19 protein-coding genes and 3 pseudogenes are annotated in these 23723 nt (G+C 61.7%); 8 read left to right on the top strand and 14 right to left on the bottom strand.

The genetic code is table 11. From position 1 onward, the window contains the following. The 3 genes from puuE to XH90_RS11185 form a co-directional block, all read right to left on the bottom strand. Nucleotides 1-936, bottom strand: a complete 936-nt coding sequence (puuE, locus tag XH90_RS11195; protein ID WP_194481342.1) for an allantoinase PuuE — start codon at nucleotides 934-936, stop codon at nucleotides 1-3. Further along, nucleotides 937-1350: a DUF3830 family protein gene (locus tag XH90_RS11190; protein WP_188096533.1), complete on the bottom strand. Its 414-nt coding sequence runs from the start codon at nucleotides 1348-1350 to the stop codon at nucleotides 937-939. A 115-nt stretch (nucleotides 1351-1465) separates the two neighbouring features. After that, the gene (locus XH90_RS11185) at nucleotides 1466-1744 is read right to left on the bottom strand and encodes a hypothetical protein (protein ID WP_194481332.1); all 279 of its coding nucleotides are present in this window, start codon (nucleotides 1742-1744) and stop codon (nucleotides 1466-1468) included. A 743-nt stretch (nucleotides 1745-2487) separates the two neighbouring features. Between XH90_RS11185 and XH90_RS38910 the strand changes: the two genes are divergently transcribed. The 3 genes from XH90_RS38910 (at nucleotide 2488) to XH90_RS11175 (ending at nucleotide 4563) form a co-directional block, all read left to right on the top strand. After that, on the top strand, nucleotides 2488-3186 hold the full coding sequence (locus tag XH90_RS38910; RefSeq protein WP_371748342.1) for an Arm DNA-binding domain-containing protein: 699 nt from the start codon (nucleotides 2488-2490) through the stop codon (nucleotides 3184-3186). A gap of 6 nt (nucleotides 3187-3192) precedes the next feature. Further along, nucleotides 3193-3909 carry a site-specific integrase gene (locus XH90_RS38905; protein ID WP_371748362.1) on the top strand — a complete coding sequence of 239 codons (717 nt, stop codon included), beginning with the start codon at nucleotides 3193-3195 and terminating at the stop codon, nucleotides 3907-3909. Nucleotides 3910-4389: 480 nt separating this feature from the next. Then, a complete protein-coding gene (locus XH90_RS11175; protein WP_194481330.1) occupies nucleotides 4390-4563 on the top strand; it encodes a hypothetical protein in 174 nt (57 codons plus the stop codon). A gap of 1206 nt (nucleotides 4564-5769) precedes the next feature. Here the strand turns inward: XH90_RS11175 and XH90_RS11170 are convergent. Then, complete coding sequence (locus tag XH90_RS11170; protein WP_194481328.1) at nucleotides 5770-5979, bottom strand: hypothetical protein; 210 nt, start codon at nucleotides 5977-5979, stop codon at nucleotides 5770-5772. A 399-nt stretch (nucleotides 5980-6378) separates the two neighbouring features. Between XH90_RS11170 and XH90_RS11165 the strand changes: the two genes are divergently transcribed. Then, nucleotides 6379-6819, top strand: coding sequence for a hypothetical protein (locus tag XH90_RS11165; protein ID WP_194481326.1), 441 nt, complete (start codon nucleotides 6379-6381; stop codon nucleotides 6817-6819). Nucleotides 6820-6910: 91 nt separating this feature from the next. On the opposite strand, the gene XH90_RS11160 is transcribed toward XH90_RS11165, so the two are convergent. From XH90_RS11160 to XH90_RS11145, 4 genes are all read right to left on the bottom strand, one after another. Continuing rightward, on the bottom strand, nucleotides 6911-7864 hold the full coding sequence (locus XH90_RS11160; RefSeq protein WP_194481325.1) for an ABC transporter substrate-binding protein: 954 nt from the start codon (nucleotides 7862-7864) through the stop codon (nucleotides 6911-6913). A 401-nt stretch (nucleotides 7865-8265) separates the two neighbouring features. Then, nucleotides 8266-10014, bottom strand: a complete 1749-nt coding sequence (locus XH90_RS11155) for a caspase family protein (RefSeq protein ID WP_194481323.1) — start codon at nucleotides 10012-10014, stop codon at nucleotides 8266-8268. 369 nt (nucleotides 10015-10383) lie between these two features. Continuing rightward, nucleotides 10384-10533, bottom strand: a complete 150-nt coding sequence (locus XH90_RS11150; protein WP_194481321.1) for a hypothetical protein — start codon at nucleotides 10531-10533, stop codon at nucleotides 10384-10386. Between the two features lie 120 nt (nucleotides 10534-10653). Next, nucleotides 10654-10833, bottom strand: a complete 180-nt coding sequence (locus tag XH90_RS11145; RefSeq protein ID WP_194481319.1) for a hypothetical protein — start codon at nucleotides 10831-10833, stop codon at nucleotides 10654-10656. Between the two features lie 320 nt (nucleotides 10834-11153). Between XH90_RS11145 and XH90_RS11140 the strand changes: the two genes are divergently transcribed. Further along, nucleotides 11154-11384 (top strand): hypothetical protein, encoded by a 231-nt coding sequence (locus tag XH90_RS11140; RefSeq protein ID WP_194481317.1) that lies wholly within the window; start codon nucleotides 11154-11156, stop codon nucleotides 11382-11384. A 1630-nt stretch (nucleotides 11385-13014) separates the two neighbouring features. On the opposite strand, the pseudogene XH90_RS11135 reads toward XH90_RS11140, so the two are convergent. Beyond that, a pseudogene (locus tag XH90_RS11135) lies at nucleotides 13015-15140 on the bottom strand (FdhF/YdeP family oxidoreductase); the annotation flags it as partial. 177 nt (nucleotides 15141-15317) lie between these two features. Between XH90_RS11135 and XH90_RS11130 the strand changes: the two are divergent. Both XH90_RS11130 and XH90_RS11125 read left to right on the top strand, forming a co-directional pair. Further along, a pseudogene (locus tag XH90_RS11130) lies at nucleotides 15318-16613 on the top strand (formate dehydrogenase accessory sulfurtransferase FdhD). Then, nucleotides 16591-17994 carry a TAXI family TRAP transporter solute-binding subunit gene (locus tag XH90_RS11125; RefSeq protein WP_194481315.1) on the top strand — a complete coding sequence of 468 codons (1404 nt, stop codon included), beginning with the start codon at nucleotides 16591-16593 and terminating at the stop codon, nucleotides 17992-17994. Before XH90_RS11130 ends, XH90_RS11125 begins: the two are co-directional and overlap by 23 nt. Before the next feature lie 22 nt (nucleotides 17995-18016). Here XH90_RS11125 and mdoH read toward each other — a convergent pair whose 3' ends face one another. Then, the gene (gene mdoH / locus XH90_RS11120; protein WP_194481314.1) at nucleotides 18017-20137 is read right to left on the bottom strand and encodes a glucans biosynthesis glucosyltransferase MdoH; all 2121 of its coding nucleotides are present in this window, start codon (nucleotides 20135-20137) and stop codon (nucleotides 18017-18019) included. Beyond that, nucleotides 20125-21504, bottom strand: a complete 1380-nt coding sequence (locus XH90_RS11115) for a glucan biosynthesis protein G (RefSeq protein WP_371748361.1) — start codon at nucleotides 21502-21504, stop codon at nucleotides 20125-20127. The genes mdoH and XH90_RS11115 overlap by 13 nt, the downstream gene beginning before the upstream one ends. Nucleotides 21505-21856: 352 nt before the next feature. On the opposite strand from XH90_RS11115, the gene XH90_RS11110 reads away from it, so the two are divergent. Beyond that, nucleotides 21857-22036 carry a hypothetical protein gene (locus XH90_RS11110; RefSeq protein WP_194481311.1) on the top strand — a complete coding sequence of 60 codons (180 nt, stop codon included), beginning with the start codon at nucleotides 21857-21859 and terminating at the stop codon, nucleotides 22034-22036. A gap of 191 nt (nucleotides 22037-22227) precedes the next feature. Here the strand turns inward: XH90_RS11110 and XH90_RS11105 are convergent. The 3 genes and pseudogenes from XH90_RS11105 to XH90_RS11095 all read right to left on the bottom strand — a co-directional run. Next, a pseudogene (locus XH90_RS11105) lies at nucleotides 22228-22530 on the bottom strand (superoxide dismutase); the annotation flags it as partial. 28 nt (nucleotides 22531-22558) lie between these two features. Next, the gene (locus XH90_RS11100) at nucleotides 22559-23470 is read right to left on the bottom strand and encodes a DUF1259 domain-containing protein (protein ID WP_194481309.1); all 912 of its coding nucleotides are present in this window, start codon (nucleotides 23468-23470) and stop codon (nucleotides 22559-22561) included. Nucleotides 23471-23487: 17 nt separating this feature from the next. Next, entirely contained in the window at nucleotides 23488-23721 is a 234-nt protein-coding gene (locus XH90_RS11095; protein ID WP_194481307.1) for a PepSY domain-containing protein, read from the bottom strand. Nucleotides 23722-23723: the final 2 nt, after the last annotated feature.

The raw sequence follows: 23723 nt of genomic DNA, 5'->3' as shown, positions 1-23723 counted from the left end.
TTACCTGATCTCGAACGCGTCAGCGGCGAGATGCGCGTGCTTGTCGTGCCAATGCTGCGCGATCTGGAGCCGTGTCGGCACCCAGACGCGCTCGTGCTTGCCGATATAATCGAGGAAACGGATCAGGCCCGCGGCGCGGCCGGGCCGACCGGCGAGGCGACAGTGCAGCCCCACCGACATCATCTTCGGCGCAGTCTCGCCTTCGGCATAGAGCACGTCGAAGGCGTCTTTCAGATAGGTGTAGAACTGCTCGCCCTCGGCAAAGCCCTGCGGATTGATGAACCGCATGTCGTTGGCGTCTAACGTATAGGGAATGACGAGTTGCTTGCCGTTCGCGCCCTTGACCCAATAGGGCAGATCGTCGGCGTAGGAATCGCAGAGATAGAGGAAGCCGCCCTCCTCCATCAGCAGCCTGATGGTGTTGATCGAGGAGCGCCCGGTGTACCAGCCGAGCGGCCGCGCGCCGGTCGCCTCGGTGTGGACGCGGATCGACTCGGCAATCTCGCCGCCCTCCTGCGCCTCGGTCATGTCCTTGTGCTCGATCCATTTCAGGCTGTGGCTCGCGATGTCCCAGCCCGACTCCTTCATCGCAGCCACGATTTCCGGATTGCGCTTCAGCGCGGTGGCGACACCGAACACGGTGGTCGGCCACTTCCGCTCGTTGAACATCCGCCACAGCCGCCAGAAGCCGGCGCGCGAGCCATATTCGAACATGGATTCGATATTGGCGTGGCGCTGGCCCGGCCAGGGCTGCGCACCCAGCACGTCGGACAGAAAAGCTTCCGACGCACGATCACCGTGCAAAATGTTGTTCTCGCCGCCTTCCTCGAAATTGACGACGAACTGCACCGCGACCCGAGCATTGCCGGGCCACTCCGGATGCGGCGGGTTGCGGCCGTAACCGCGGAGATCGCGCGGGTAGCTGCTATCAGTCACTCAGACTTCCTCGAAGCGGATCGGCAACGCGCCTTTCCACAGCACGCTCTTGCCCAGCGTTGCCAAATTCTCCAGGCCCGACGTCACGGTGATGAAGTGATTGCCGGCGAGTTGGCCCATCTTGCTGGCGAAGTGCACGCCGCCATAGGCGAGCAGAATCTCGGTCTCGCTGATGCCGCCGGGATAGAGGATGATCTGGCCCGGTGCGGGATAGCTGGTGTGGTTCTCGTAGCCGACGCCGAAGTCGAGATCGCCGAGCGGCATCCAGACGCCTTCGCCGCTCCAGCGCACATGGATGATGTGGCTCTCGAACGGCAGCGCCTTGCGGAACGCCGCAACCGTCTTGGGCGCCGCCTGCTCCTCGAAGCGGGCATCGAAGGTGAAATCGCCTGCGCGGATAACGAGTTTGCTCATCTCATCTCTCTCGATCGGGGGCCAAGCAATCGCAAGTCATGCGATCGGAGGCCCCACGGGGAATTTGCAAGCAAAGAGCATTCCAGCGGGCTTCGCGCAAGTGGCGGCGAGCCCCTCACCTGCGGTCGTAGGACCAGCCGAACAGGCCGCTCCGCCGCACCTCCGGCTCGGGCTCCGCGGCGGGCGCGGGAGCCTCCTTCAGTTCCGCCTGCGGCGGGGGCGGAGGCGACGCCGGCAGGTTCTCGCATTTCATGGAATAGACCAGCTTGCCGTCCGCAGTGTGACCGATCGGAGCGCAGGGATCGGGATGCGCCGCCGAGGTTTTGGGAGCAGGTTTCACCTGAGCCACCGCAGGCGAGGCGATCAAAAGCAGGACCAGCAGATATCTCGACATCGTTGTCGCGCCTGAAACTCTGATGGCCCCATTCAACCGGATTACGACGATCAAGTCCATCAGGCCCGGCTGGGCGTGACTGCCGAATATTTAACCGGCGATGGCGCGCGGTCCACTTCTCGTGTCCCGGACACGCACGAGAGCAGAGTTGGACGCAAGCTCTATCCACATCATTACGCAATGGCGGCGTTTGAGGTAGCGGCACCTCTCTTCCAACTTGTATTTTGTATTGCAGACACACCATTGCAGCCTCGCGGCTTATCTCGCCCGAGCTCTGCTTAAACTCTCCGCCCTCTGAAATCAGGAGGGTGCAGGAAGGCCGGGTGCCGGCTGGCACCCACGGTCCGCTGCGCGAACGTGTAGCGCAAGAAGACCGCACAGCGGCATACAGGCGAAGCCCAACACACGGCCTTCCCTGCGCGATGGGTTGACGGCTTATGCCGAGCTCTCCCGGAAGCCGAATTCCTTCTGGCCTCCCTCGCCCCCCGGATTGGCGATGCCCGTCACCCGGTTGGGCTCCCTGCACCTCCGCGACAGGCTTGACCGTAGCGACGACGGCCAGGACCACACGTCTATATTTTGGCATTCGGTGAAACACGACGAAACTAAGAAAACCCTTTAAAACAAGCTCTTTTTGACTAGCCTGATGCGGGCTGTTTCAGCGGGCTTCACCAAAATAAGGGCCCGGCCCTAAGCCTTTCAGCGTCCGCACGACAAACTAAAAGCCTTAAAAGCCGAGCCCTTTGGTCCCAAGCCTTAGGAGCCGAAACCACAATGGATACTACCATGACCACCGAACCTGCTGGCAAGCGCGCCCGCAATGGCACATCATCCTGACCGACCGCCTGTGCGAGAAGCGGGTCGTAAAACGGACCAAACTGTACGACCGCAAATGCTCTGGCCTCTACGTCAGCATCACAACGGCGGGCGTGGCCACCTTCTCATTCAAGTTCACTGACCGGGAGACCGGCAAGCAGCGGACCGGCTGGCTCGGCGTCTACAATCCGGAGACCTTCACGGTCGAGGACGCCCGCAGCAAGGTCTACGGCCTCAAGGCCATGGGCGGCGACGCCCTCGCCGAGACCTTCCGCGACCAGCAGACCACGAAAGCTAAGCGGGGCAAGACCGTCGCCGAGATCATCGACGATCGGATCAAATGGATGAAGACGCTGGTCAAGAAACCGGACGGCGAAATGCGGCCCCGGTGGGAGAGCTGGGAGAACACCGCGAGCCATCTCGACCGGTTCATCCGCCCCCGCCTCGGCAAGAAGCTGGCCATGGAAGTCACTAAACCCGACATCGCCACGCTCTCGAACGACATTGTCGCGGGCAAGTTCGGCAAGCCGTCGGTCAGCAACGCCCGCCACATGCGCAAGGCGGCCTCGGGCCTGTTCAACTGGGCGGCGGAAGCCGGCCGCGACTACGTCACGGCCAGCCCCTGAGTCAACCTGCCGAAACTCGATCCGGAGCATCCCCGCACCCGCGTCCTCTCCGAGGACGAGATCAAGATCTTCTGGCATGGGCTGGACCGCGACGACCTCCCCTATGACCGTCGGACGCGGCTGGCGCTCAAGTTCGAGCTCGTCACCATGCTGCGGTCGCGTGAACTGCTCGGTGCCCGGCGGGATGAGCTGTTCGACCTCGATGGGGAGCATCCCCGCTTCGACGTCCCCCTCAAGCGCGTCAAGAAGCGGCGGGTGATTCAGCAGCCGTTGTCTGAGTTGGCTGTTGAGATCATTAAAGAGGCGCTGACCTCGGATAATCAACAGTTCGTATTCGAGAGCCCTATGTACAGGGGCCAGCCGATCCACCGCAAAGCGATGGCGAACGCGCTGCGCGGCACCAAGCACGAGAAGAACAAGGATAAGGCTAAAACTGCGGGCCTCTGCGAGCTCTTGGGCCTGAAGCCCTTTACGCCGCACGATCTCCGCCGCACGGCGGCGACCTTGGCGGGGGACCTTGGTTTCGACGATGCATTGATCGCGAAGTGCCTCGATCACTCCCCCAGCAAGAAGTCCGAGATTGTCGTGCCGACCGTGACCGGAAAGGTCTATAACCACTCAAAACGCATGAAGGAAGAGCGCGCGGTGCTGGACGGTATCGCGGCCGAGCTGCGGCGGGTCGTCGGGACTGGGGTGGACGCGGCGCGGCGGGAGGCGGCGTGATGCCAGCCGCCCCCTCTGCGGGTCTCCTGGCATGACGCATTGAACCTTGGCACGGCGCGTGCAGACACATCACTATCGGGATTTTACAATCTCCCTCCCGGGGCTGGAGACCGCCGTCCGCGCTGAATTTCGAGCGGACGGCGTTTTTGCCTCTACTACCCCGTAAATTTCCCGGTGTCCCAGTTCGAGTTGTCGGTGTCCTAATTTCGGACCGCCCCGCCGCGCGGGATTATTCCGCCTAACCCCGGCGCCTGCCGGCGTTGATCGCCCGCCATCCCGATCTCGGCGAGCATCACCGGCCCACCGCGCTCGACCACCAGCAGCAGCGCCTGCAGCGCTGCCTGACGCTCAGAGTGCGGCGATGTGCTAAATTTTCCCGACGCACAGGAACGAATGTGCACTTTTGTACTTAGAGCCCCTAGCTTCCACTAGAGGAGGTGGAACTATGGGGGAAATGCGGTGCCAACTGCGGAATACTATTTGAAGCAAGCTGAGATCGCCGCACGGATGGCTCTAACAGAACCGGACCCAGAGAAGGCTCGGGCGATGCACATCATGGCGCTGGACTTCTTCGACAAGGCACACCGGGCCAGCATCAAGAACATTGAATCGACTGCGCAGGCGCCGATGCCTCCTGTCATCGGACGCCAATGATCCAAGACCCACGAATCGAGGCCTACTCATTTCGCGCGCGCGTCAGCCTTGGCGCTGCTGCGGTGGGCCTCGTGATCTTCGTGGCCGGTCTGCTCATGAGCGTCTTTGTACAGTAAAGGCCGCTCTTGTTGCCGGTGGGTCAGCACTGCGACCTTTCCCCAACTAAATAACTGCGCTGGAGATGCAACTGCTTTTCAGCAGGGAAACTCGATGAGAACGTCCGGATCGTTACGGCCCCCATCGTCGCAGTTGGCGCACTTAACGCGGTGCTCGCATCGATAGTAATTCTGTCTTTCTGAGCACCCGTAATTTTGCAATGAACGGGAGGCCACCGCATTTGGTGGCCTCTTTCATTACGTTCGCCTCTGCGTGTGAAAACGAAATGGCTCCGAGCGCATCCGGGGCTGGCCGGGATCGATCCGCTGGATCCGCTTCGGCGCAGCCGAATCGAGGCGCGCGTTTGTCAGTATTGTCTGACCTGCAGATTGTGTGCATTAACATGTGATGAAAAAAGGCCCCAGTTCGCGAGCTTGGGGGCAAGGAGCTGGGGCTTAATCGGGGTCACCCTTGGGTAAGGGTATAGTGGAAAACGTGCCAGCTGCACGAACGTTCCTAACGATCCAGCTATCGCGCGGCGAGGCTCTGAGCACTTCGGTTTCGGTTAGGAATAGCTGATATCTGCTGAGCCGCAGCAGCGGCCGGCGGTGCCGGCATATGTAGCACGAGTACTCCATATAAAGTTGGCCGGTGACCAGCATTACGCCAGCCCAGAACAAACATTGCAAGTGCAAGCTGATAGGCATCATTCATCGGCGGGACCAACCTGTTCAAAACGTAACACTGACAGCCAACCGACGTTCCGTTGGGCAGTGATGGCTTGCGTGTGTATTCAACAACGGAACTCCGCAGTTCTCCGAAGCCGAACGACCCTCGAACAAAAAGGGCCCTTCTTTCGGCGTTTGGGTGGCCCGGCCACGACGAGCGCATGCGAACCGGCCGGGTCCGGGTACGGGCCGTGATGCGTCTTCGGCAACCAAGGGCTGCTGCGAGCGCACACATTCCTGCGATTAGGTCTCATCAAGCTTTCATGCTTTGAGCCCGACGCGGCAAAGCGAGTTCGGGAAGCAATGTCTCTGATTGAGCATGAGTGGAACGTGTCTCACGGCACCAATAAGCGCCACATCTTTTTGGAGATCAGTGCCACGGTCATTCGTTCGTTTCGCTGAAGACACTCGGAATTTCACGCCGCTCTCGGAAACGACGTCCCCAGTTCCGGACAACCTTGATCACTTCACCGTCACGCCTCAACACGTCGCGCAGCCGCACGCTCGTCGCGCTCCACACCGTGAACGTGTCCGCCTCGATCAGCGGCATTGTGCCGCCGAACTCGACGCCGCGCGCGTGCAGCAAGGCCAAGGTAGGCGCCGATCGTGAGCGGCAAAAGCAAGTCATTGACTCGCTTTTCTCTTACCCAACTCACCATCGCGATGTCCCGCTCACCGGCTCGCTGCGCCGCTGCTCTCCGCTCCAGCTCGCGCTACAGCGCTTGTCCCTCGCGGTGCCACTCCGCGCCGCCGTTCTCCGACGGATAGCTGCTCTCGCGGTCTTCGGGATCGATGACGGGTCATTGATACGAGGCAACGCACCTCGTGCAGCTCCTGTAGCTGATCGCAGGAACGGCGTCTGCAGCACGGCTTCAACAAAATTAGGTCGGGATTGCTGTCCCTGCCGTTCGTAGTCTTTAACCTACAAAACTTCGATAGAAACCAACGCCCATCCATCCCGTTGAAGCAGCATCCTTACGGAGGATGAACAATGCGCATTTCAGCTCTGGTCATGATCCTGCTGCTCTCGTCTGGCCTCGTTTCCACTGTCGCTGTCGCACAACAATCGGAAGACTCTCCCGACAACCAGCCCCAAACCGCTCCCGTCCAGCCAGAGCGCACGCCACAACAGTCAGACCACGCTCGCGAGCGCGACCGTCAGAGCGCTGAAGATACCCGCGTTAAACCGGACTGGACGACGCAACAGCGCGATCAGGATCGCATGGGCATGGACCGCATGCGCCAGCAACACATGGGACGCATGATGGAAGATATGGACCATCGCACCATGGGTCGAAATCAGCGGATGCAACGGGATGATGAAGATAGGGATCGCCACTCGCGCTACTACGATGACGATCGGCCCCATCGTCGCGTAAAGATCTGCTTCGAATATGATAACGGGGACGAGTTTTGCCGTTACCGCGACTAGGTCGCCTTACCTTCGAAGAGCAGACATTGACTCATACGGGCTTTGGTAGCAACGGGCCATGAGCTGACGCTGTACCACAACGGGCTCAGCCTTATTCGATCACCTTGTCGGCACGCGCAAGTAGCACCGGGGGTACGGCGAGGCCCAGTGCCTTGGCGGTCTTGAGATTGATTGCCAATTCGTACCTAGTCGGCTGCTGTACCGGAAGATCGCCTGGCTTAGTACCTTTGAGGATTCTGTCTACATACTGCGCGATCTCTTGGCCTCGCTCCGTCAGATCCGCGGTGTATGACATCAAGAGTCCCGCCTGCACTGCAGAATTTTGGGTCGAGAGAGATGGCATCCGGTATTTTAGTGCCAGATCGACTGCCAGTTTGTCCGAGAGGCTGCCCTGAATCATGACGGCGTCTGCTTGCGCGCGGGCGAGTGCTGCGAAGGCATCGTCCAACTCGCTGCCGCTGCGAACGATAATCTCATGGACTTCAAGGCGTACTTTGGGGGCGGCCTGCTCGATGTCCTCAAGAAAGGGCTTCATGAACGGATCATTTGCATTGCCCAGAACGCCCACGTAGCGCGCCGCTGGAATCATCTGGGGGATCAATTCGAGGCTCTTGGCCGCCAGCTCGGCGGCGGCCCCGGACAATCCGGTGAGATTGCCGCCCGGCCTCGCAAGGTTACTGATCAGCCCCGTCCCGATCGGGTCGCCTGCCATCATAACGATGGGAATGTCGCGCGTAGCGTTCTTGGCCGCATAGACGGCCGGGGTTTGTATTGCGACGATCACGTCGACTTGGCTGCGAACCAGTTGGGTTGCAAGTTCGGGGAGGCGAGCGAGTTGATTTTGCGCCGATCGGACCTCAATCTGGATATTCTTCCCTTCTGCATAACCAAGCTCGTGGAGCGACTCGCGAAATGGCCCCATGAGTTCTGGGCCACTGACGAGAAGCACGCCGATGCGCGCCATCCGTCTCGGCTGCTGCGCGCGCGTCGCAAGCGGCCATAAAGCCGTACCACTGACGAGACCGATGAACTCGCGCCGCCTCATCTTGCCTCCCGTACCAGCTTGAAGCTACCACAAAGATGCATCACGTGCGACACGATGTCTGAAATCGAGTCACAAGCCGCCCTCGACAGGCTGCTTCAGCTTGGTCGGCTCAGCTCCGGTGAGCAGACGTTGCGGCGGTTAGGGCGACGGTCAGCAACGGGCCATGAACTGACATCGCTACAGCTACGTTCGCGGCGTCGGCTGCGGTGCTGGCGGGGACTGAGATGGTTCAACAGGCTACTGCGACGACGTTGAGGGAGGCGGAGCGGTGACCGGTTGCTGATCGCCGCCACCATGCGGGACGCACGTCCCCACATTGCTCAGCAGGCGCTTGGCTTCAACATCGCGGGAGTCCCTGCGCCGGTCTTGCCTCAAAGGATTCCTCTTCCTGGCTCTCGTCTTTAGTTGCAGACCTCGCTGTTTTGAAGATTGCCGGCCCACCAACTTGTTCGTGCAACGTGACAGCCGGGCCGCACGGGACGACAACCCGCACTGTTGCAAACCATTTGCCCAGATGCGGACGGCTTCGCTGGTGTCGCTTCGGTTTGCTTGCGATCCGCGTCTCGCTTCTTGGCGTCTTCGCGGGTCGCAACCGGCTTTTTGTCCTGCACCTTCTCGCACTCATTGTCGTCATTGACGCGATAGCCGGCGCGGCAAGCGATCTTCACACAGGCGTCACCATCGGCCCTGAAACCATGCTCGCACACTAGCGGGCAGACGCGGCCTGACCGAGCCTTGACCGCATCCAAAGCATCTGAGCTTGCAAGCGACGTATTGAGCTTCGTTCCTGCGTACTTGTTGAACAGTGACAGGGAGCGCTGCGACTTCGCGCTCCACTCGCCGCTCTCCGCATCGGCGAGACAGCCGACGCGTCGAAGTTCGGACTGGACTGATTTGGCGAGTTCCTGCGTGGACTGTGCCGGTTCAGATGCCGGTGCGGGAGATGACAAGGTCGCAACCTTCTGATCGGCGGCTTGCTTATCAGCAAGAGCCTTTGCAACAGCGGCTTCGATCTCCTTGCGGCGCTGCTCGGCGGCTGCTGCTTTAGTCTCCTCGACCTGCTTGACCTTCTCGGCGGCGATCCGCGCATCCTCAGCAGCCTTGGCGGCAGCGGCGGCTTTGTCCTGTTCGGTCTTCTTTGCGCGGTCGGCGACGAGTCGGGCCTTCTCATCTTCGGTCTGCCGTGCCTTCTCGGTCGCCGCTGCGCGGGCTTCCTCTGCTGCGATCTTGTTGAGTTGCCCCTTGGCAAGATTGGAATAGAAACCCTCGCTATACTGGCTGAGGAATGCTGTCCAACCATCGCGGGTGCCGAGTTGTAGGGCAAGCTCGTAGTCTCTGCGAACGGCATCTTGGGGACTTGCTTGAGGGCCAGCCGGTGCCGGTTTCGCGGCCACCAACGCCACATCATCACCGCCAAGCGAGCCGTACACATACGGTTCTTGCTGATAGCTGGTGCTCTTCAACACATCGTCTCGGACAAACCCGAACGCCTTGCGCAGGTCGAGACCGGGCGTTGGCAGGCGCTCGACGAGCGCTAGGGCGAATGGACTGTCCTTCGAATCACCATCCGAAGCCGTAGACCCTGCCTTCGCTGCGAACGCAATCATCGTGTTGGGGCTGGTCGGCTCAACCTTGGCGAGGCCGCGCCCGATGGCACGAGCAGCAACGGTCCGCTTCATGGTCTTGGCGAACGGATTGTCGCGGCAGGCGTCCAGAATGATGAGTCGAAGTTGTTTTGCAGGCTCGACGGCGAACAGCGCCCGGTCGAGTCCCACGGCCTCATCGAGAACGTCGCTGTCGGTTTCCAGAGCCGCGTCGGTCGGGATAAGGTAGTTGGTTCCATCTAGTTCAATGCCGTGACCGGCATAGTAGATGATGGCAACCTCAGCATCTCGCGCTCGCCCGCCGAAATCGCGGAGCGCCTTCCGCATCTCGGAAGCCTTGAGATCCGTCCTGATGTCAACCCAATCGAACCCCGCCTTCTTGAACATGCCCCCGACCAGGGCGGCATCATTCGCAGGGTTCGAGAGCTTCCCCACGTTCTTGTAGGCCGAGTTGCCCATCACCAGCGCGATGCGACGCTCGGCGTGGGCCGAACCACACATCAGCCAGATGGAAACGATGAAAAGAAACCAACGAAAAGTGCCCATTCCAGTCCCCGACAATATGTGCGCAGCCTATGCACAGACTGCTGAAAGGCAAGCAGGGATTATGTGACATTTGTCACACCCACCGTGTTTAGCGGATCGGCTTTGATCAGAAGCGTAAAGGTCAAAAAAAGCGACGATGGCCGTAGGCACACCGACGCCCGGTTGACAGCTGCCAGCAGACATAGCGCTACTCCGCGAAGGGTGGCCGCACCCTTTACGTCGCGCAAAAACGTTTGCCGGGCACGGCTTCGTAGCGGAGCCGCGCCAGACCGTCGGGACCGGCGTGGATGCGGTGCTACGCAAGGCGGCTTGATGCCCCTCCGCGAATTGCCGCGCGACTACTGGTTGCCACGGCGCAGTCTGCGAAGCTTACCTGAGCTTGACCCGGAAGACCGCTGCAGCCAACCGCCGAATGCTCCTTGCAAACGGCTTCAAACCTGCCGAGGCGATCGCGAAGAAAATCATCAGCCATGTAGCGAGCGCGGCACACCACAAAATTGCTTCCAGCAGCTCGGGCATGAAAGCCCTCGCATTTAAAAAATCGCTTCTCAAATGAGGGAGGAGTGTTTCCGGCTGGAACCACCATGACAAGCTACGGAAAGTAGTGGGCTAGCCAAGACACCCCAGCAAAGTTGTATTTTAGTCGGCGGTTTTTTCGCGCCCCCGCGAGCACCCGCACGAAACCGCCGTCACTGAATCATCCGGCACCGCTTCTTCCGCTTCCTTCTCGGGGCGTTCGGCGCCGGCTTCCCGGCGTTGATCGCCCGGATCATGTCGATGATCGCCCATCACGGTCGGGCCGTTGCATTCGACCACCAAGCAGCAGCGCCTTCAGCGCACCCAGCCTGCCATTGCCGGCGATCTGCGGCCTGCAGTCATCATCCTGATCACTTGCAGAAAACAAAAAAGCCCCGGCTCATAGGCCGGGGCTTTCAGCATTACATCGACTAGCGACCGGGAGCGAAGTTCGAAGCTCCGTGCTTGTCGCCGCGGTCGTGAGGATTTTGAACCGCCGTTTGCATTGCGTGTCCCGGCGTCGTCGTGTGTCCCGGACTGAAGGATGATGCACCGTGATGTGCACCACGCTCATGCGGTGCCAAGGTCGTCTGCATAGTGTGACCCGGCGTGCCCGATACTCCGTGGCCGACACCCGCGGCGCCATGTCCTCCGGCACCGCCATGACCGCTTCCAACGCCACCTCCGAGACCGCCTCCGACGCCACCACCGACTCCGGCTCCAACGCCACCACCTGCTCCCGCGCCTGCTCCTCCACCGCCTCCACTGCCGCCTCCACTGCCGCCACCACCGCCACCACCACCGGCGAGCGACGGGTTAGCCCCTGCGACCAGCAGTGCTGGGATGGCGAGTAGTGCAACGAGCTTGGCTACTTTCGTCATGATCATCTCCTTTGTCCCCAACAAGTCTGCGCCCAAGCTCGCCCAACGCGTCGCCCCGACGATGGTTCTTTGGTTCAGTCCAATTCGGGCACTCGGAAGGCCGATATGCGGCCGGAGCTTGCTAATCCGGGCAGGCCACGCCTGCCTTGGTCGAGAAGCCGCGTCGAAGGTATTCAGTTACGTGGACACGACAGCGAACGCATCGGGGCGCATCGAGCCCCCTGCAGACAACCATGACGATCAGTTAGGACACTGCCATTACACCGCGAGTTGTCGGGTCACTAACACCCACCCGGCTTAGTAGTGCGTAGAGGAAAGATACGCGGCCTCATCCGACGGCAAATCGGATAGGCCGCTTTCTTATCGCAGACCCGATACAGCTTCGCCCGCTTCCGTTGCGGCCCCAGGGCCGCTCGCCACGCTCGGCCACCAGCAACAGCGCCTCCCATTGTTCCTGTTGCCATAGGCCCGCGAGTCGGATTCATTTGTCAAATTGGTGATCGAAGTCATTTCAGCGGGGGCAGCAATGATCGGCGAAGCCGGGTGCCTTGCGTGCTGCGAGCCAAGGGTGCTCGTGAAATTTGTGCCATTCACAACCGAGTTTGGACTCAAGCTGTATCGCTGCCCCTCATGTGAGAGCAGCTTACTCCTCGTGACACGGGTGGGAAGTGCGACAAAGGAACGAGGAAGACCCTCGCGCCAAGGGCAATTCAGCGCCATCGACGCTGCGATAGTTGACGCGCGAACCACGCCAGCTTTCCGCGCCTGATATTTGAACCGGAAGAACGACAACTACGCGCCGGAACAAGGGAACGCCGTCTTGGTTATGGGTGATCACCGCCCAAGGCTCTGCCTGTAGGCGTCGGTGACCAAGGGACCGGTCGCGCTCTCGCCTGCACCAGCAAGGGGCCGTGGACCGTGATCGAACCGTCTGACGTCGATTGGTATTCAATCCCCGCACGCATCTGCCTCGTCATCGTTGTCGGCGGCGGTTCAGTGCTCGTGGCATTGGCGGTCACATGCGTTTACCTTATGCATTGACACGCCGCAAACGGCGCGATGACCGTATCAACGCCTCCATGCGGCTTCGAGCAACATGCTCGTTTCATGCTTACGTTCAGGATCTCAAGGCTGATCACGTCGCCCCCTTCGCTCCAGCTCTCTCCATAGCGAGACTGCTTGCGCGTGCCATTGTCCGCCGCCCGTGTCGGCCGGATAGGCGCTCTTGCCTCGTCCGGATCAGCGATTCGCAGGCCACTGCCACGGCTTCAGCTGCAATTCGATGTGCAACTCAAAATGAACGTCGGCGGCGACGCGGTCTTGCATCTGCTTGAACAGTTCGATTGCCAGCTCGGTGGCGCGCGAGCGCGGCGGCCGATTTATCGGGTGTCGCGTGGTGGGCATGGTGCACCTCCAAGGAAGGCACGGCGCAATGGTCGGCTTTTTGGATTCTAGCAGAACTCTTATGCTCAATCAGGATATTGCTTATTTTGACCCGAAGCGCGCGCCCAATCAACATCCACCATATCGAGCATCTTTCCTGGATGTGCGATGTCGCCGGGCGGCCATCTCCACAATGAGCAGGCGCCCCGCCGGATCCATCGCCCTGCAGGCTGCGCTCGACACCATCATTGGCCTCAGTCACCAATGTGACGGTGTCTCCGAATTTCAGCCCATCCGCCTCCTTGTCCGCCGGATTCATCAGGACGACATAGCCGCTGCCCTGGATACCGCGGAAGCGGTCGTCCTCGGTATAAATCGTGGTGTTGAACTGCCCATCCGCGCGTATGGTCATCAACTCATAGACGCCGTCGCTCTCCTTTAGCGGCGCGAAAGCTGCCTTGGGCACGGTGAAGTTGGCCTTGCCGTTGGGCGTCTTCCATTTGCGCTCGCGCGCCGCCAGCGGCCGAGGAAAGCCGCCCGGCTCGAACATGCGCTTGTTGAAATCCTTGAACTGGTCCGGATAGGTACGCTCGATCGCATCTCTCACACGCGCGTAATCGGCGATCCAGGCGTCCCAGTCGACGTTGGGATTTGGCTTTAGGGTTGCCTTGGCGAGACCCGCGATGATCGCGGCTCAGACAAGGCATGTTCGGTACCGGTTTGCGTTGGCCGCGCGAGCCATGAATACAGGCGGTGGAATCCTCCATCGACACGGCCTGCGCGCCGCCGGCTTGTTCATCGATCTCGATACGACCGAGGCAAGGCAGGAGGTACGTGACCTCGCCCGGCACAATGTGGCTGCGATTGAGTTTTGTCGCGATCTGTACAGATAGACGCAGGCCGGACCAGGCCGGCTCCATCAGCGAGCGCTCTGGGATCGCGCGCACGATATTACCACCAAGACCGACGAAGCCGCGCACGACACCTTTCAAAATACCTTTGCAGGCGTCCACGGTCGTGAGTCCGTCCCAGCGCGGCGGCTCGAACCCGTAGAGTTCGGCGAGCTTGTCAAGCGGGACCAGCTTCGTCTTTTCGGAGATGCCGACCGTGCGCTGGCCCTGAACGTTGGAATGCCCGCGGATCGGCGAGATGCCAGCACCGGGCTTGCCGATATTGCCGCGGAGCAGCAACAGGTTCACAATCATCTTGGCGGTTTCGACACCGTCCTTGTGCTGAGTCACACCCATGCCGTAATTGGCGATCACGGCATTGGCCGCCATATAGACGTTAGCGGCATCGATCATCGCGGCGCGCGTCAGACCGGAGGCGCGCTCGATTACGTTCCAGTCCTGTGCACGACAGAACGCGGCGAACTCGTCGAAGCCCGACGTATGCTGCGCGATGAAATCGACGTCCACCGTGCGCGGCGATCCGTTTGCTTGTGCCAAATCGTCCAGATCGATCACACATTTGCAGATGCCGACGATCGCCGCAGCGTCGCCGCCGACACGGACCTGATGATATTGTGTACTGATACGCGTGCCACCCGCAATCATCTGCAGCGGGTTCTGCGGATTGACGAAGCGCTCGAGTCCCCGCTCTCGGAGCGGATTGAACGTCACGATCGGCACGCCACGCTGAGCTGCCTCCTGGAGCGGATGCAGCATGCGCGGCGCGTTCGTCGTGGTGTTGTGGCCGAAGAAGAAAATGCAGTCGGTGTCGGAAAGGTCCTTCAGCTGCACCGTGCCGACGGGAACGCCGATCACCTGCGGCAATGCCACGGACGTCGTCTCGTGGCACATGTTGGAGCTGTCGGGGAAATTGTTAGTGCCATACATCCGGCCGAACAACTGGTACATGTAGCTCGCCTCCAGCGAAGCACGGCCGGACGTATACATGATGATGACCAAACGGGGATCGAGATTGCGCAGCTCCGCGCCAATCTCGCGAAACGCTTCGCTCCAGTTGACCGCGACATATTTGTCGCTGACCGGATCATAGCGCATGGGTTTGGTCAGCCGACCTGCTCTTCCAGCTGATGATCGGACCAGGCGCGCAGCTCGGTGAGCGTATGCTGTGCGAAAAACTCCGGCGTGACCGTCTTACCGGTCACCTCCCAGGCGGTCGCTTTGGCGCCGTCTCGCAGAATTCGAAGGGATGCGGATTTGCTGGCTTCGCCCAGGAGCAGCTGACGCACATGAAGCCGCCCGGCTTGTTCTGTTTCAGCAGGATCTCGCTGCCGAGGATCGCGATCTCCTCCTGGGTGAGGATGTGCATCACGGCATTGAGCGAGCCCCAGCCACCAGCGGGTGCATCGTAATTTTCGACTTTTGCTTTCTGCCGCATGGCGGGCCTTTCGCTTCCAAGCCCCCAACGGGAAACGGAAGGCGGGATCGGAGGTTCCTACGCTTTCGGAACATTGGGCGCGCTGGCGCGTCGATACTTCGTCGCAGGACGAACATCATGCACGGCTGCCATTCAACCCGACGTGAATGAACGTCAGCCCCGACAGCTTCGATCAGGATGCCCCGACTGACCTCGCGCGGAATGCTGGACCAGCGCGTCGTTGCGGACGAGTGTCCGGTGGCGCTCGTCTTTGACGGCACAACTATGGCTGTCCTGATGGCGACGCCCTCCGATCTCACCGATCTCGCGCTCGGCTTCAGCCTGACCGAAGGGCTCATCGAGGACCCCGGCGAGATCGAAGAGTTGTCGGTCGTCCCCGGTGACGACGGAATCGAGCTGCGAACCTGGCTGCGGCCGCAGGCCGGACGCCGACTGAAGGATCGGCGCCGGCAGCTGATCGGTCCGACAGGCTGCGGCTTGTGCGATATTGAGAGTCTGGCCGAAGCCAACCGGATGCATCGTGCCGTCACGCGGCAGATCTGTCTGACGCCAGAGGAGATCCGGACCTCGATCGAGCGCCTTGACGCGGGGTAAATCCTTAACCACGCCACGCGCGCCACCCATGCCGCCGGCTTCTTCCGGCCCGGTCGGGATGACATGATCCTGCGCGAGGATGTCGGACGCCACAACGCGTTGGACAAGCTCGCCGGTGTCTTGGCCGCGCAGGGCGTGTCAGGCCGTACTGGCGCCGTCATCCTCACGAGCCGTATTTCCGTGGAGGCCAGCGGGCTGACGCTGATCGGCATCGCACGCGGCAGCGATTTCGAGATCTTCAGCCATCCCGCAAGGAGTTTACCGTTGAGTGGCCGAGGGAGGCAGCCTCGGCAAAAAGTGGACTCCATTCCACGTGCGGAGTCTGTTATTGGCCCTTCGACTTTACGTTATTCATCTTCGCGCCGCGAATTGGCCAGGCTCGGCTTACAGTTTATGAGCTCCAGCAGGTCGGAACGTGAGGCGCAGCAGCTTCGCCGGCGCCAGCGGCGGCCGGATGCAGCGGAGCGAGATGCCCAGGTGCTGGTTGTACTGCAGGATGCTTCTCGTTGTTTGCGCGGACCCCAACGGCTTAAGAACAACGACCCGCGCGGCAGCACACGCCCGAAGTGCGAGAGGAATGGCAGGCTGCTCGCCGGTCCGGGAGCGGCAAATAACCCCTGTCAGCAGGCGCGGAAGAGCTGCAACGGCGGCAGTGATGGATTGGAGCAAGAGTTCAATTCTTTCAATCGGTTAGAAGGCTGTGTGTGCAAGACGTGCACCGAGCAATCTAAAAATCCTGCGAGAACCAAGATGAGTGTGCTGCGACGGAACATTGCGATCAAAGACGGGTTCGCCCAAGTTAAAGGCGGCGCACTTGTGGCTCCAACGCAGGCGTTCCTTCACGTAGGTTCTGCCGATGTCACCGTCCGACCCAGTTAATAGTGCTCACGATCGGCGCCAACGAAGGCTGCTCTTTGTGTTGGCTCTGGGTTTTGTCGTTTTCGGCGCCGCCGCAGCTGCCCTCTTCTACGCCTTGCAACCCGAGACCCTTCGGATCGCCGTGGGCCCCGCAGGCAGCGACGACCAACAGGTGATCGAAGCGATGGCCGAGGCTTTCGGGGAGGAAAGCAGGTCGATCAAGCTGTCCCCGATCACGACCGAAGGTGCGGCCGAGTCCCTGGCGCTTCTGGGCGCCGGCAAGGCCGACCTCGCAGTTGGTCGCGGCGACCTCGGCATGCCGACAGACGTGCAGACACTGGCCGTGCTGCGGAAGAACTACGTCGTCCTGTGGGCGCCCTCGGGACGACCGGGCAAGGTCTCGCGGAAAAAGACGACCGGTAAGATCGGAGAGATTGCCGATCTGGCCGGCCACAAGGTCGGAATCATCGGAAGGACCGGCGCCAACGTCGCGCTCCTGCGCGCCATTCTGGTCGGCTCCGGCGTCGAACCGGACAAGGTCGCGACGGTCCAATTCGGGACCGACGAGATCGAAAAACTCGCGCAAGACACGACGGTCGACGCCTATCTCGCGGTCGGTCCGCTCGACAGCAAGATCACTGCCGACGCGATCGCCGCGACCTCGCGGTTGCGCGGAGCTCCGAAGTTTCTTCCGGTCGACGCATCCGAAGCCATTGCCCTGAAGCACCCCCGATACGAAGCCGAAGAGATTCCTGGCAGCGTCTTCTGCGCAAACCCGGCCTGGCCGGACGACAAGGTCGACACCATCAGCGTCAATCATCTCATCTTGACCAGAAAAGAACTGTCTGAAGCCAAAGCCGCGGCATTCTATCGGCAGCTGTTCGCGGTACGTGACACGATCATGCAACGTGTCGCCGGCGCCGCGCACATCAGCAAGCCCGAGACGGAAAAGGAAGCGGAGCCCTCCGTGCATAGGGGGGCCGCAGCGGTCATCAACGGGACCGAGCGGACCTTTCTGGACAAGTACAGCGACTACTTCTGGTTCGCTTTGCTTCTACTGTCCGGGATCGGTTCGGCGGCCGCCTGGCTGCGCCGGTATCTGAACAGGGACGAGCGGGATGACAACACCGGCTACCGCAATCGCATTCTCGCCCTGGTCTCGGAGATTCGGGATGCCGGGTCCGAACAGGACCTGCTGGAATCGCAGCGGGAGGTCGATTCGATCATCGGCGAGACCCTCAAGTGCTACGACGAGGGAGCCATCGAACAAGAGGACATGGCCGCATTCGGCCTGGTCCTCGAGCTCTTCGATCATGCGGTTGCGGAAAGGCGCGCCGTGCTGCAGAACGGCTCCGCCGATCCGGCGAGGTCTCCGGGCCCAACTCTGGCCTCGCGCCGATAGTCGCACCCGGCAGACCAGACCCTCAACGCTTCTGCAGCACGGTCGAGAGCACTGGACCGTCGCTCAGGATCGACAGGACCTCCCGCGAGGACAGATGTGCTGAGGCTTCCTCAAAGGTATCGCTCGCGTCCACCTTGGCGCGGCCGACCGCTAGGTTCGCATCGACCGCGTCAGGCCGGGCGGTGCGCGGAGGTGGAAGCTGCGCCAGGTGGAAGGCCAGGAGCGCAGGGTCTTCGCGCAATTGCACCAGCGCGGCTCTGCCCCCTAGCTCCGCGGACGCGCTTAGTTCGTTCGCCCGACGCAGGACCGGAGGCGGCTCTCGTTCTTCGGGAGTGACGAACAATTTGGCGGACACCGGCCTGGCAGTCAGGGCGCCGATGGGAACAGCGAACAGCAGCCCAACGATGACCGGCGACATCCAGAGCAGAAGGGGCAGCGAAACGGCGTACGCGCTTGCCGCCATTGCAACACCGCACAAGGTTGGAACGCCGTATTTCCGATACAGTTCGCGGCGCTCGACCGTGCCGTCGTCGCGCCTCTGCGTCTGCCAGCCCGCATCGCGGCCGGCTAGAATCTCGACGACCGCGATCGACTGGAAGATCATCATCACCGGCGCCATCAGCGCGGACACGATGATTTCTGCGAAAACTCCGGCCGAGGTTCGCAATGCCCCGCCGAATTGGCGTCGCTCCGAGCCTCGTATCCACACGAGAAGCAGGCTGAGCAGCTTCGGCAACAGCAGCAGGCCCATGGTGGCGACGAACACCCAAATGGCGAGCACGGGATCCTGAGCCGGCCAGGTCGGAAAGAGCGAGAAGCCCTTGGGAAAATACTCCGGCCGCACGAAGCGGGCCTGTAACGAGATCAGCATTCCCAGCAGCAGGAACAGCAGCCACAGCGGCGCCGTCAGATAGGCTCCGATCCCTACCATGAAATGCAGCCGCGAGACCCAGTGGAGCCCCCGCGCGGGCACCACGGCGAGATGCTGAAGATTGCCCTGGCACCAGCGTCGGTCGCGCGCGGCGAAATCGAGCAGCGAAGGCGGCACCTCTTCGTAGCTTCCGCCGAGCAGCGGCAGCATGTGGATGCCCCACCCGGCCCGCCGCATCAGCGCGGCCTCGACGAAATCGTGGCTGAGGATGTGCCCGCCGAACGGCTTGGGCCCTCGCAGTTGCGGCAGCGCTGCCGCTTCGGCGAACGCCTTCACCCGGATGATTGCGTTGTGGCCCCAGTAGTTGCCCTCGGAGCCGTGCCACCAGGCGACGCCGGCGGCGATCATCGGCCCGTACAGCCTGCCCGCGAATTGCTGGACGCGGCTGAACAGACTTCGTGCATTGACGATCAGGGGGAGCGACTGGACGAGGCCGGCGGTGGGATTGGTCTCGATCGCATGGACCAAGCGGACGATGGTCTGCCCGCTCATGAGACTGTCGGCGTCGAGCACGATCATGAAGTCGTAGACGGCGCCGAACCGCGTGATCCACTCCGAGATGTTGCCGGCTTTGCGCGCCGTGTTGTCGGCGCGGTGACGATAGTACAGCCGCGATGCGCCGACGGCCTGCCGCAATGCGAGCAATGCCTTTTCTTCGGCGACCCAGATGTCCGGATCGGTGCTGTCGCTCAGAACATACCAGTCGAACAGCTCTCCATGGTTCGTCGCTTCCAAGGATTCGATGATCGCGCGCAGCCTGGCCGTCAATCGGTGGGGGTCCTCGTTATAGGTGGGAAGCAGCATGGCCGTGCGGCTTGCGATCGCAGGCAGCTCCGCATCCGGCGCGAAGGCGCCCGCACGGTGGGCCAGCAGCACAAAGAAGCCGGCAAGTGCGGATGCGAACGAGAAGGCGACCCAGGCGAGCAGGATCAGAAAGAGCGCCAGTACCATGGCTTCGAGGACGGTGACGCCTCCGACCTCCAGCACGCGATACATCTCATAGCCGCCGGCCCCCGTGAGCGCCGCCGTCGCGAGCAGGATGAGGCCGCGTCGCCAGGCCATCGCGGAGCCGAACGCCGCAGGAATACGGTCGGGGACCCGGTTCTTTCCGAGGTCGCCAGGAGCCATGGGAAGGGGTGACTCGCGCGGCAGCAGGCGTTGGGTCGCGATATTGCTTGCGACCGGCCGTGGCGCCGTGTTCAGGGTGCCCATCGGTAGACCCAGACTTCCGACAAGGGCTTGTCACCTTCGGTCAGAAACGCCCGCAACTCGATCGGCTCCCCCTTCACCTGGCACTGGAAGCTCAGCCGCCAACCGGCGGTGTACGGATTGGGCTGCGTGACGATGTTCTTCACCTCGGATTTCTCCGCCGTCACAACGCCTTTGACGCCGGCCGGATCGATGCTCTTCAGATTGTCGCCAACCAGATCGAGGACGAAGAGGCGGGCGTGTTCGCCCCTCGCCCCTATCCCGCTTCGCGTGAAGCGGGCCAGCGAATGCGGTTTCGGACTGTCCGGTCCCCAGTGCAGCCGGTAGGTGTAGTTGTGTTCGCCCTTTGCCTGCAGCGGATTCTTCGGCCGCCAAAATGCGGCGATGTTGTCGTGGACCTCTTCCTTGGTCGGAATCTCGAACAGCATGACGCCGCCCTCGGCCCAATCGCCGATCGGCTCCATCCAGAGACTTGGACGCTTTTCGAAGCTGGATTCGATGTCCTGGTAGGCGAAGAAGTTTCTCTCCCGCTGCATCAGCCCGAAGCCACGGGGATTGAGATCCTGGAAGGTGCTGATCTGCAGATCGCGGGGGTTGCTAAGCGGCCGCCACAGGCTCTCGCCTTTGCCGTTGAAGATCGCGAGGCCGTCGGAATCGTGTACGGACGGGCGGAAATCGTCGATGTCGTTGCGATCGTTCGGACCGTAGAAGAACATGCTCGTCATGGGCGCGAGACCGACCCGCGGCATTTCGACCCGCGGGTAGACCGACATCTCGACGTCGAAGACCGTCGTGTCCCCCGGCCGCACGGTGAAGCGGTAGCTCGCTACGCAACTTTTACTGTCAAGCAAGGCATGGATGACCATCGAGGTCGCACCCGGCGCGGGCCGCTCGAGCCAGAACGCCTTGAACAACGGAAATTCCTCCCCCTTGGCCTCGCCGGTATCGATTGAAAGTCCCCGCGCGGAAAGCCCGTACGTCTGCCCCTTGGCCACGGCGCGGAAGTAGCTCGCGCCCAGAAACACGCAGAACTCGTCGTAGTAGTCAGGGCGGTTGATCGGCGCGTGGATGCGGAAGCCGGCGAAGCCGAGATCGGTCTCCTCGAACGCGGGCACCTTCTCGCCGAAGGAAAAGTCCTCCTTGCGGTATTTGATCTCGGTGGCCTTTCCGTCCGCGACCTCGAAGATGTTCACCCGGTTCTTGTAGAAGAAGCCGCGATGGAAGAACTGCGCCTCGAACGGGAGATTCTTGCCGCGCCAGAGCGCGCGCTCGGGCAGGAAGCGGATCGAACGGTACTGATCGTAGTCGAGGTCGTTCAAGCCGCCGGTCAGCTTCTCGTCGGGCGCCTCGAACGGCTTGCCTGCGAGCATGCGGGCCAAATCCCTCACCGTGGACGACCCAAACGCGTCATCCGACGCGCCGGCGTAACCGCTGCGCGAGGCGAGCAGCAACGCCGGCAGCAACGCCGACCCTTGAACAAGTTGCCGTCGGTTCACGTGTTCTCCTACCCGCTACTGCTGCTGCCGCGGCCATGCAACGACCACCACGCCCGCGAGTTCCACCGGCCTCGCAGTCACTGCTCAAAGGTTGCGCTTTGGGCCGATCAGCCACAAAAAAGAACGGGATTCGCAGCGATGCAGGCTTCCCTCATTCGAGCTCGAACGGCGGAGCGGCCTGCGGAACCTCTTGGCGTCATGCGCCTTCTCTGGTTGGAGGACAAAAATGGCGCGCGTCTGGGACACATCGCTGTTCGCTATCGCTGCCGTCTATTTTACCGTCGATGCCCTGTTCTCAGCGATCACCGCGCCGATGGTTTGGCCAAGCAAAAAGAGGCTGCTGGAGCAGATTCGACGTCGGGTAACGTCGTTGGGTCTCTATCAGTCCTTCGCCCTATCCACCTGATGGGGAGGTCGCGGATCCCCAAAGCTTCAGACACATCTAGTACTCGGTCTTGCAGGCGGGGCCGGCGTAGTTCTTCATGCAAGCCGCCGCTGCTCGGCGCAGACCTTGCACGTCTGCGCGCGACCTGTCTGTGCGCCGGCAATCAGACCGACCAATCCCGACACTGCACAGCGAGTTTTCTCATTCCCTTCACCTCGACTCCTTAGCTTTCCCTCGGCGAGCGCGCCGCCCGGCTTGCTGGCGCCGCCGAGACCATCGAAGTAGATCTCATGCAGGATCATCGAATTTGCGGCGATCAGCTCTTCACGTTTGAGCCCGTTGATGACGAAGTTCGGCGCCTTGGCGAAATCCAGCTCGGCGAATTGCACGCTGATGGCGTTGAGCCGCTTCACCGCGCCGTCGTAGTTGTTCTCATAGTGGCTGACGAGCGCCTTTTCAGAGATCCCGCTGATCGATTTCGGGTCGAACGGCAGCGGTTTGGTTTCGTAGGGCATCGGGCGGCTCCTTCCCTCAATCCTTGGCTCAACTCTTCGTACTGGCAGTCTTGTCGAGTGCCGCGCGCAAGCCTTCGGCAAGCTTCACTGCGTCGTCGTTCGCCCAAAAGTGCATGAAGAACAGCCTGGGCTGCTCGTCGAGCATGTGGCTGTGCAGCGCGGTCACCTCGATGCCGTGTGCCCGCAGCGCCAGGATGACCGGGTTGACCTCGTCGCCGGTCAGCACGAAGTCGCCCGTGATAGCCGCCTTCCCGCCTCCCGTTGGCTGGAAGTTGATGCCGATCGCGACGCCCATCGGACCGACGGGGGTCAACGGCATCCCATCCTGCGTGATCGGGTCGCGCCGCTTGACGTTGAACTGGTATACGCCTCCGTTGGCCTGGCCCTTCACGCCGATGATTTGGTCGAGCTTTGCGGTGTCGAGATCGACGGCCGGCGGCGGGCTCGCCGGCGCCGCGACCGTCAGCGGCGTCTTGCTCTCGGCCAACGCATCGTGGATCGCCGAGGCCAGCTTGACGGGGTCGCCGTGGCCGGCGACGTGCATGTAGAACGTCGCCGGGCTCGCCCGCAGCAGATGGTTGTGTACGGCGGTGATCTCGAGACCGTTCGCGATCATCTTCGCCATCACGGGGTTGATCTCGGTCTCGAGCAGCACAAGGTCGCCCATGACCATGGCGCCGCCGTGCCCCGGCTTGAACGCGACCCAACCGCCGAGCGCCAGCGCAGGCTTGATTGCCACGCCGTCCAGCGTCACCGACAGATCGGTCCGGGGAAAGCCGTAGCGATGGACGTCGTCCGAGACGGCGGGCTTGCGTCCCAGCGTCTCATCGACTTTCTGCCAGTCGACGCTCTGCGCATGTGCCGCCGAAACGAATGAGCCGGAGGCAAGTGCCAGGAGCCAGGCGCCGAGCACGATCAGCGCGTAAATTGTCCGTTTCATCGTACTGCTCCTCGAGCTCAGTCGCGTTCTTTGATCTGGCCGCTGCTGTCGACGACGAGCGTCACCGGCTTGCCGTCCTTCACCGCCTTGGCGGTGGTACCTTCGGCCGTCGACTTGACGTCTTTCACCTGCGAATAGCCGGCCGCCTGAATCTTGGCGACCAGCTCTTCCTGGGTCAGGGCGTGGGCGGGCGAGAGGCCCATCGCTAGCTCTACGAAGAGCGCTGCCTGATAGATCATCGATATCCGCATGT

The organism is Bradyrhizobium sp. CCBAU 53338, from assembly GCF_015291665.1.
In the GTDB taxonomy this organism is placed as follows: Bacteria; Pseudomonadota; Alphaproteobacteria; order Rhizobiales; family Xanthobacteraceae; genus Bradyrhizobium.
The sequence above is the reverse complement of the archived record's forward strand: the minus strand, read 5'-3'. Positions and strand labels throughout refer to the sequence as shown.

What these genes read in the sequence shown, in the direction of transcription:
- XH90_RS11190 (WP_188096533.1), bottom strand. Translation starts at nt 1,350, where the DNA reads ATGAGCAAACTCGTTATCCGCGCAGGCGATTTCACCTTCGATGCCCGC.
- XH90_RS11185 (WP_194481332.1), bottom strand. Translation starts at nt 1,744, where the DNA reads ATGTCGAGATATCTGCTGGTCCTGCTTTTGATCGCCTCGCCTGCGGTG.
- XH90_RS11165 (WP_194481326.1), top strand. Translation starts at nt 6,379, where the DNA reads ATGCGCATTTCAGCTCTGGTCATGATCCTGCTGCTCTCGTCTGGCCTC.
- XH90_RS11160 (WP_194481325.1), bottom strand. Translation starts at nt 7,864, where the DNA reads ATGAGGCGGCGCGAGTTCATCGGTCTCGTCAGTGGTACGGCTTTATGG.
- XH90_RS11155 (WP_194481323.1), bottom strand. Translation starts at nt 10,014, where the DNA reads ATGGGCACTTTTCGTTGGTTTCTTTTCATCGTTTCCATCTGGCTGATG.
- XH90_RS11150 (WP_194481321.1), bottom strand. Translation starts at nt 10,533, where the DNA reads ATGCCCGAGCTGCTGGAAGCAATTTTGTGGTGTGCCGCGCTCGCTACA.
- XH90_RS11125 (WP_194481315.1), top strand. Translation starts at nt 16,591, where the DNA reads ATGTCACCGTCCGACCCAGTTAATAGTGCTCACGATCGGCGCCAACGA.
- mdoH (WP_194481314.1), bottom strand. Translation starts at nt 20,137, where the DNA reads ATGGGCACCCTGAACACGGCGCCACGGCCGGTCGCAAGCAATATCGCG.
- XH90_RS11115 (WP_371748361.1), bottom strand. Translation starts at nt 21,504, where the DNA reads ATGCTCGCAGGCAAGCCGTTCGAGGCGCCCGACGAGAAGCTGACCGGC.
- XH90_RS11110 (WP_194481311.1), top strand. Translation starts at nt 21,857, where the DNA reads ATGGCGCGCGTCTGGGACACATCGCTGTTCGCTATCGCTGCCGTCTAT.
- XH90_RS11100 (WP_194481309.1), bottom strand. Translation starts at nt 23,470, where the DNA reads ATGAAACGGACAATTTACGCGCTGATCGTGCTCGGCGCCTGGCTCCTG.
- XH90_RS11095 (WP_194481307.1), bottom strand. Translation starts at nt 23,721, where the DNA reads ATGCGGATATCGATGATCTATCAGGCAGCGCTCTTCGTAGAGCTAGCG.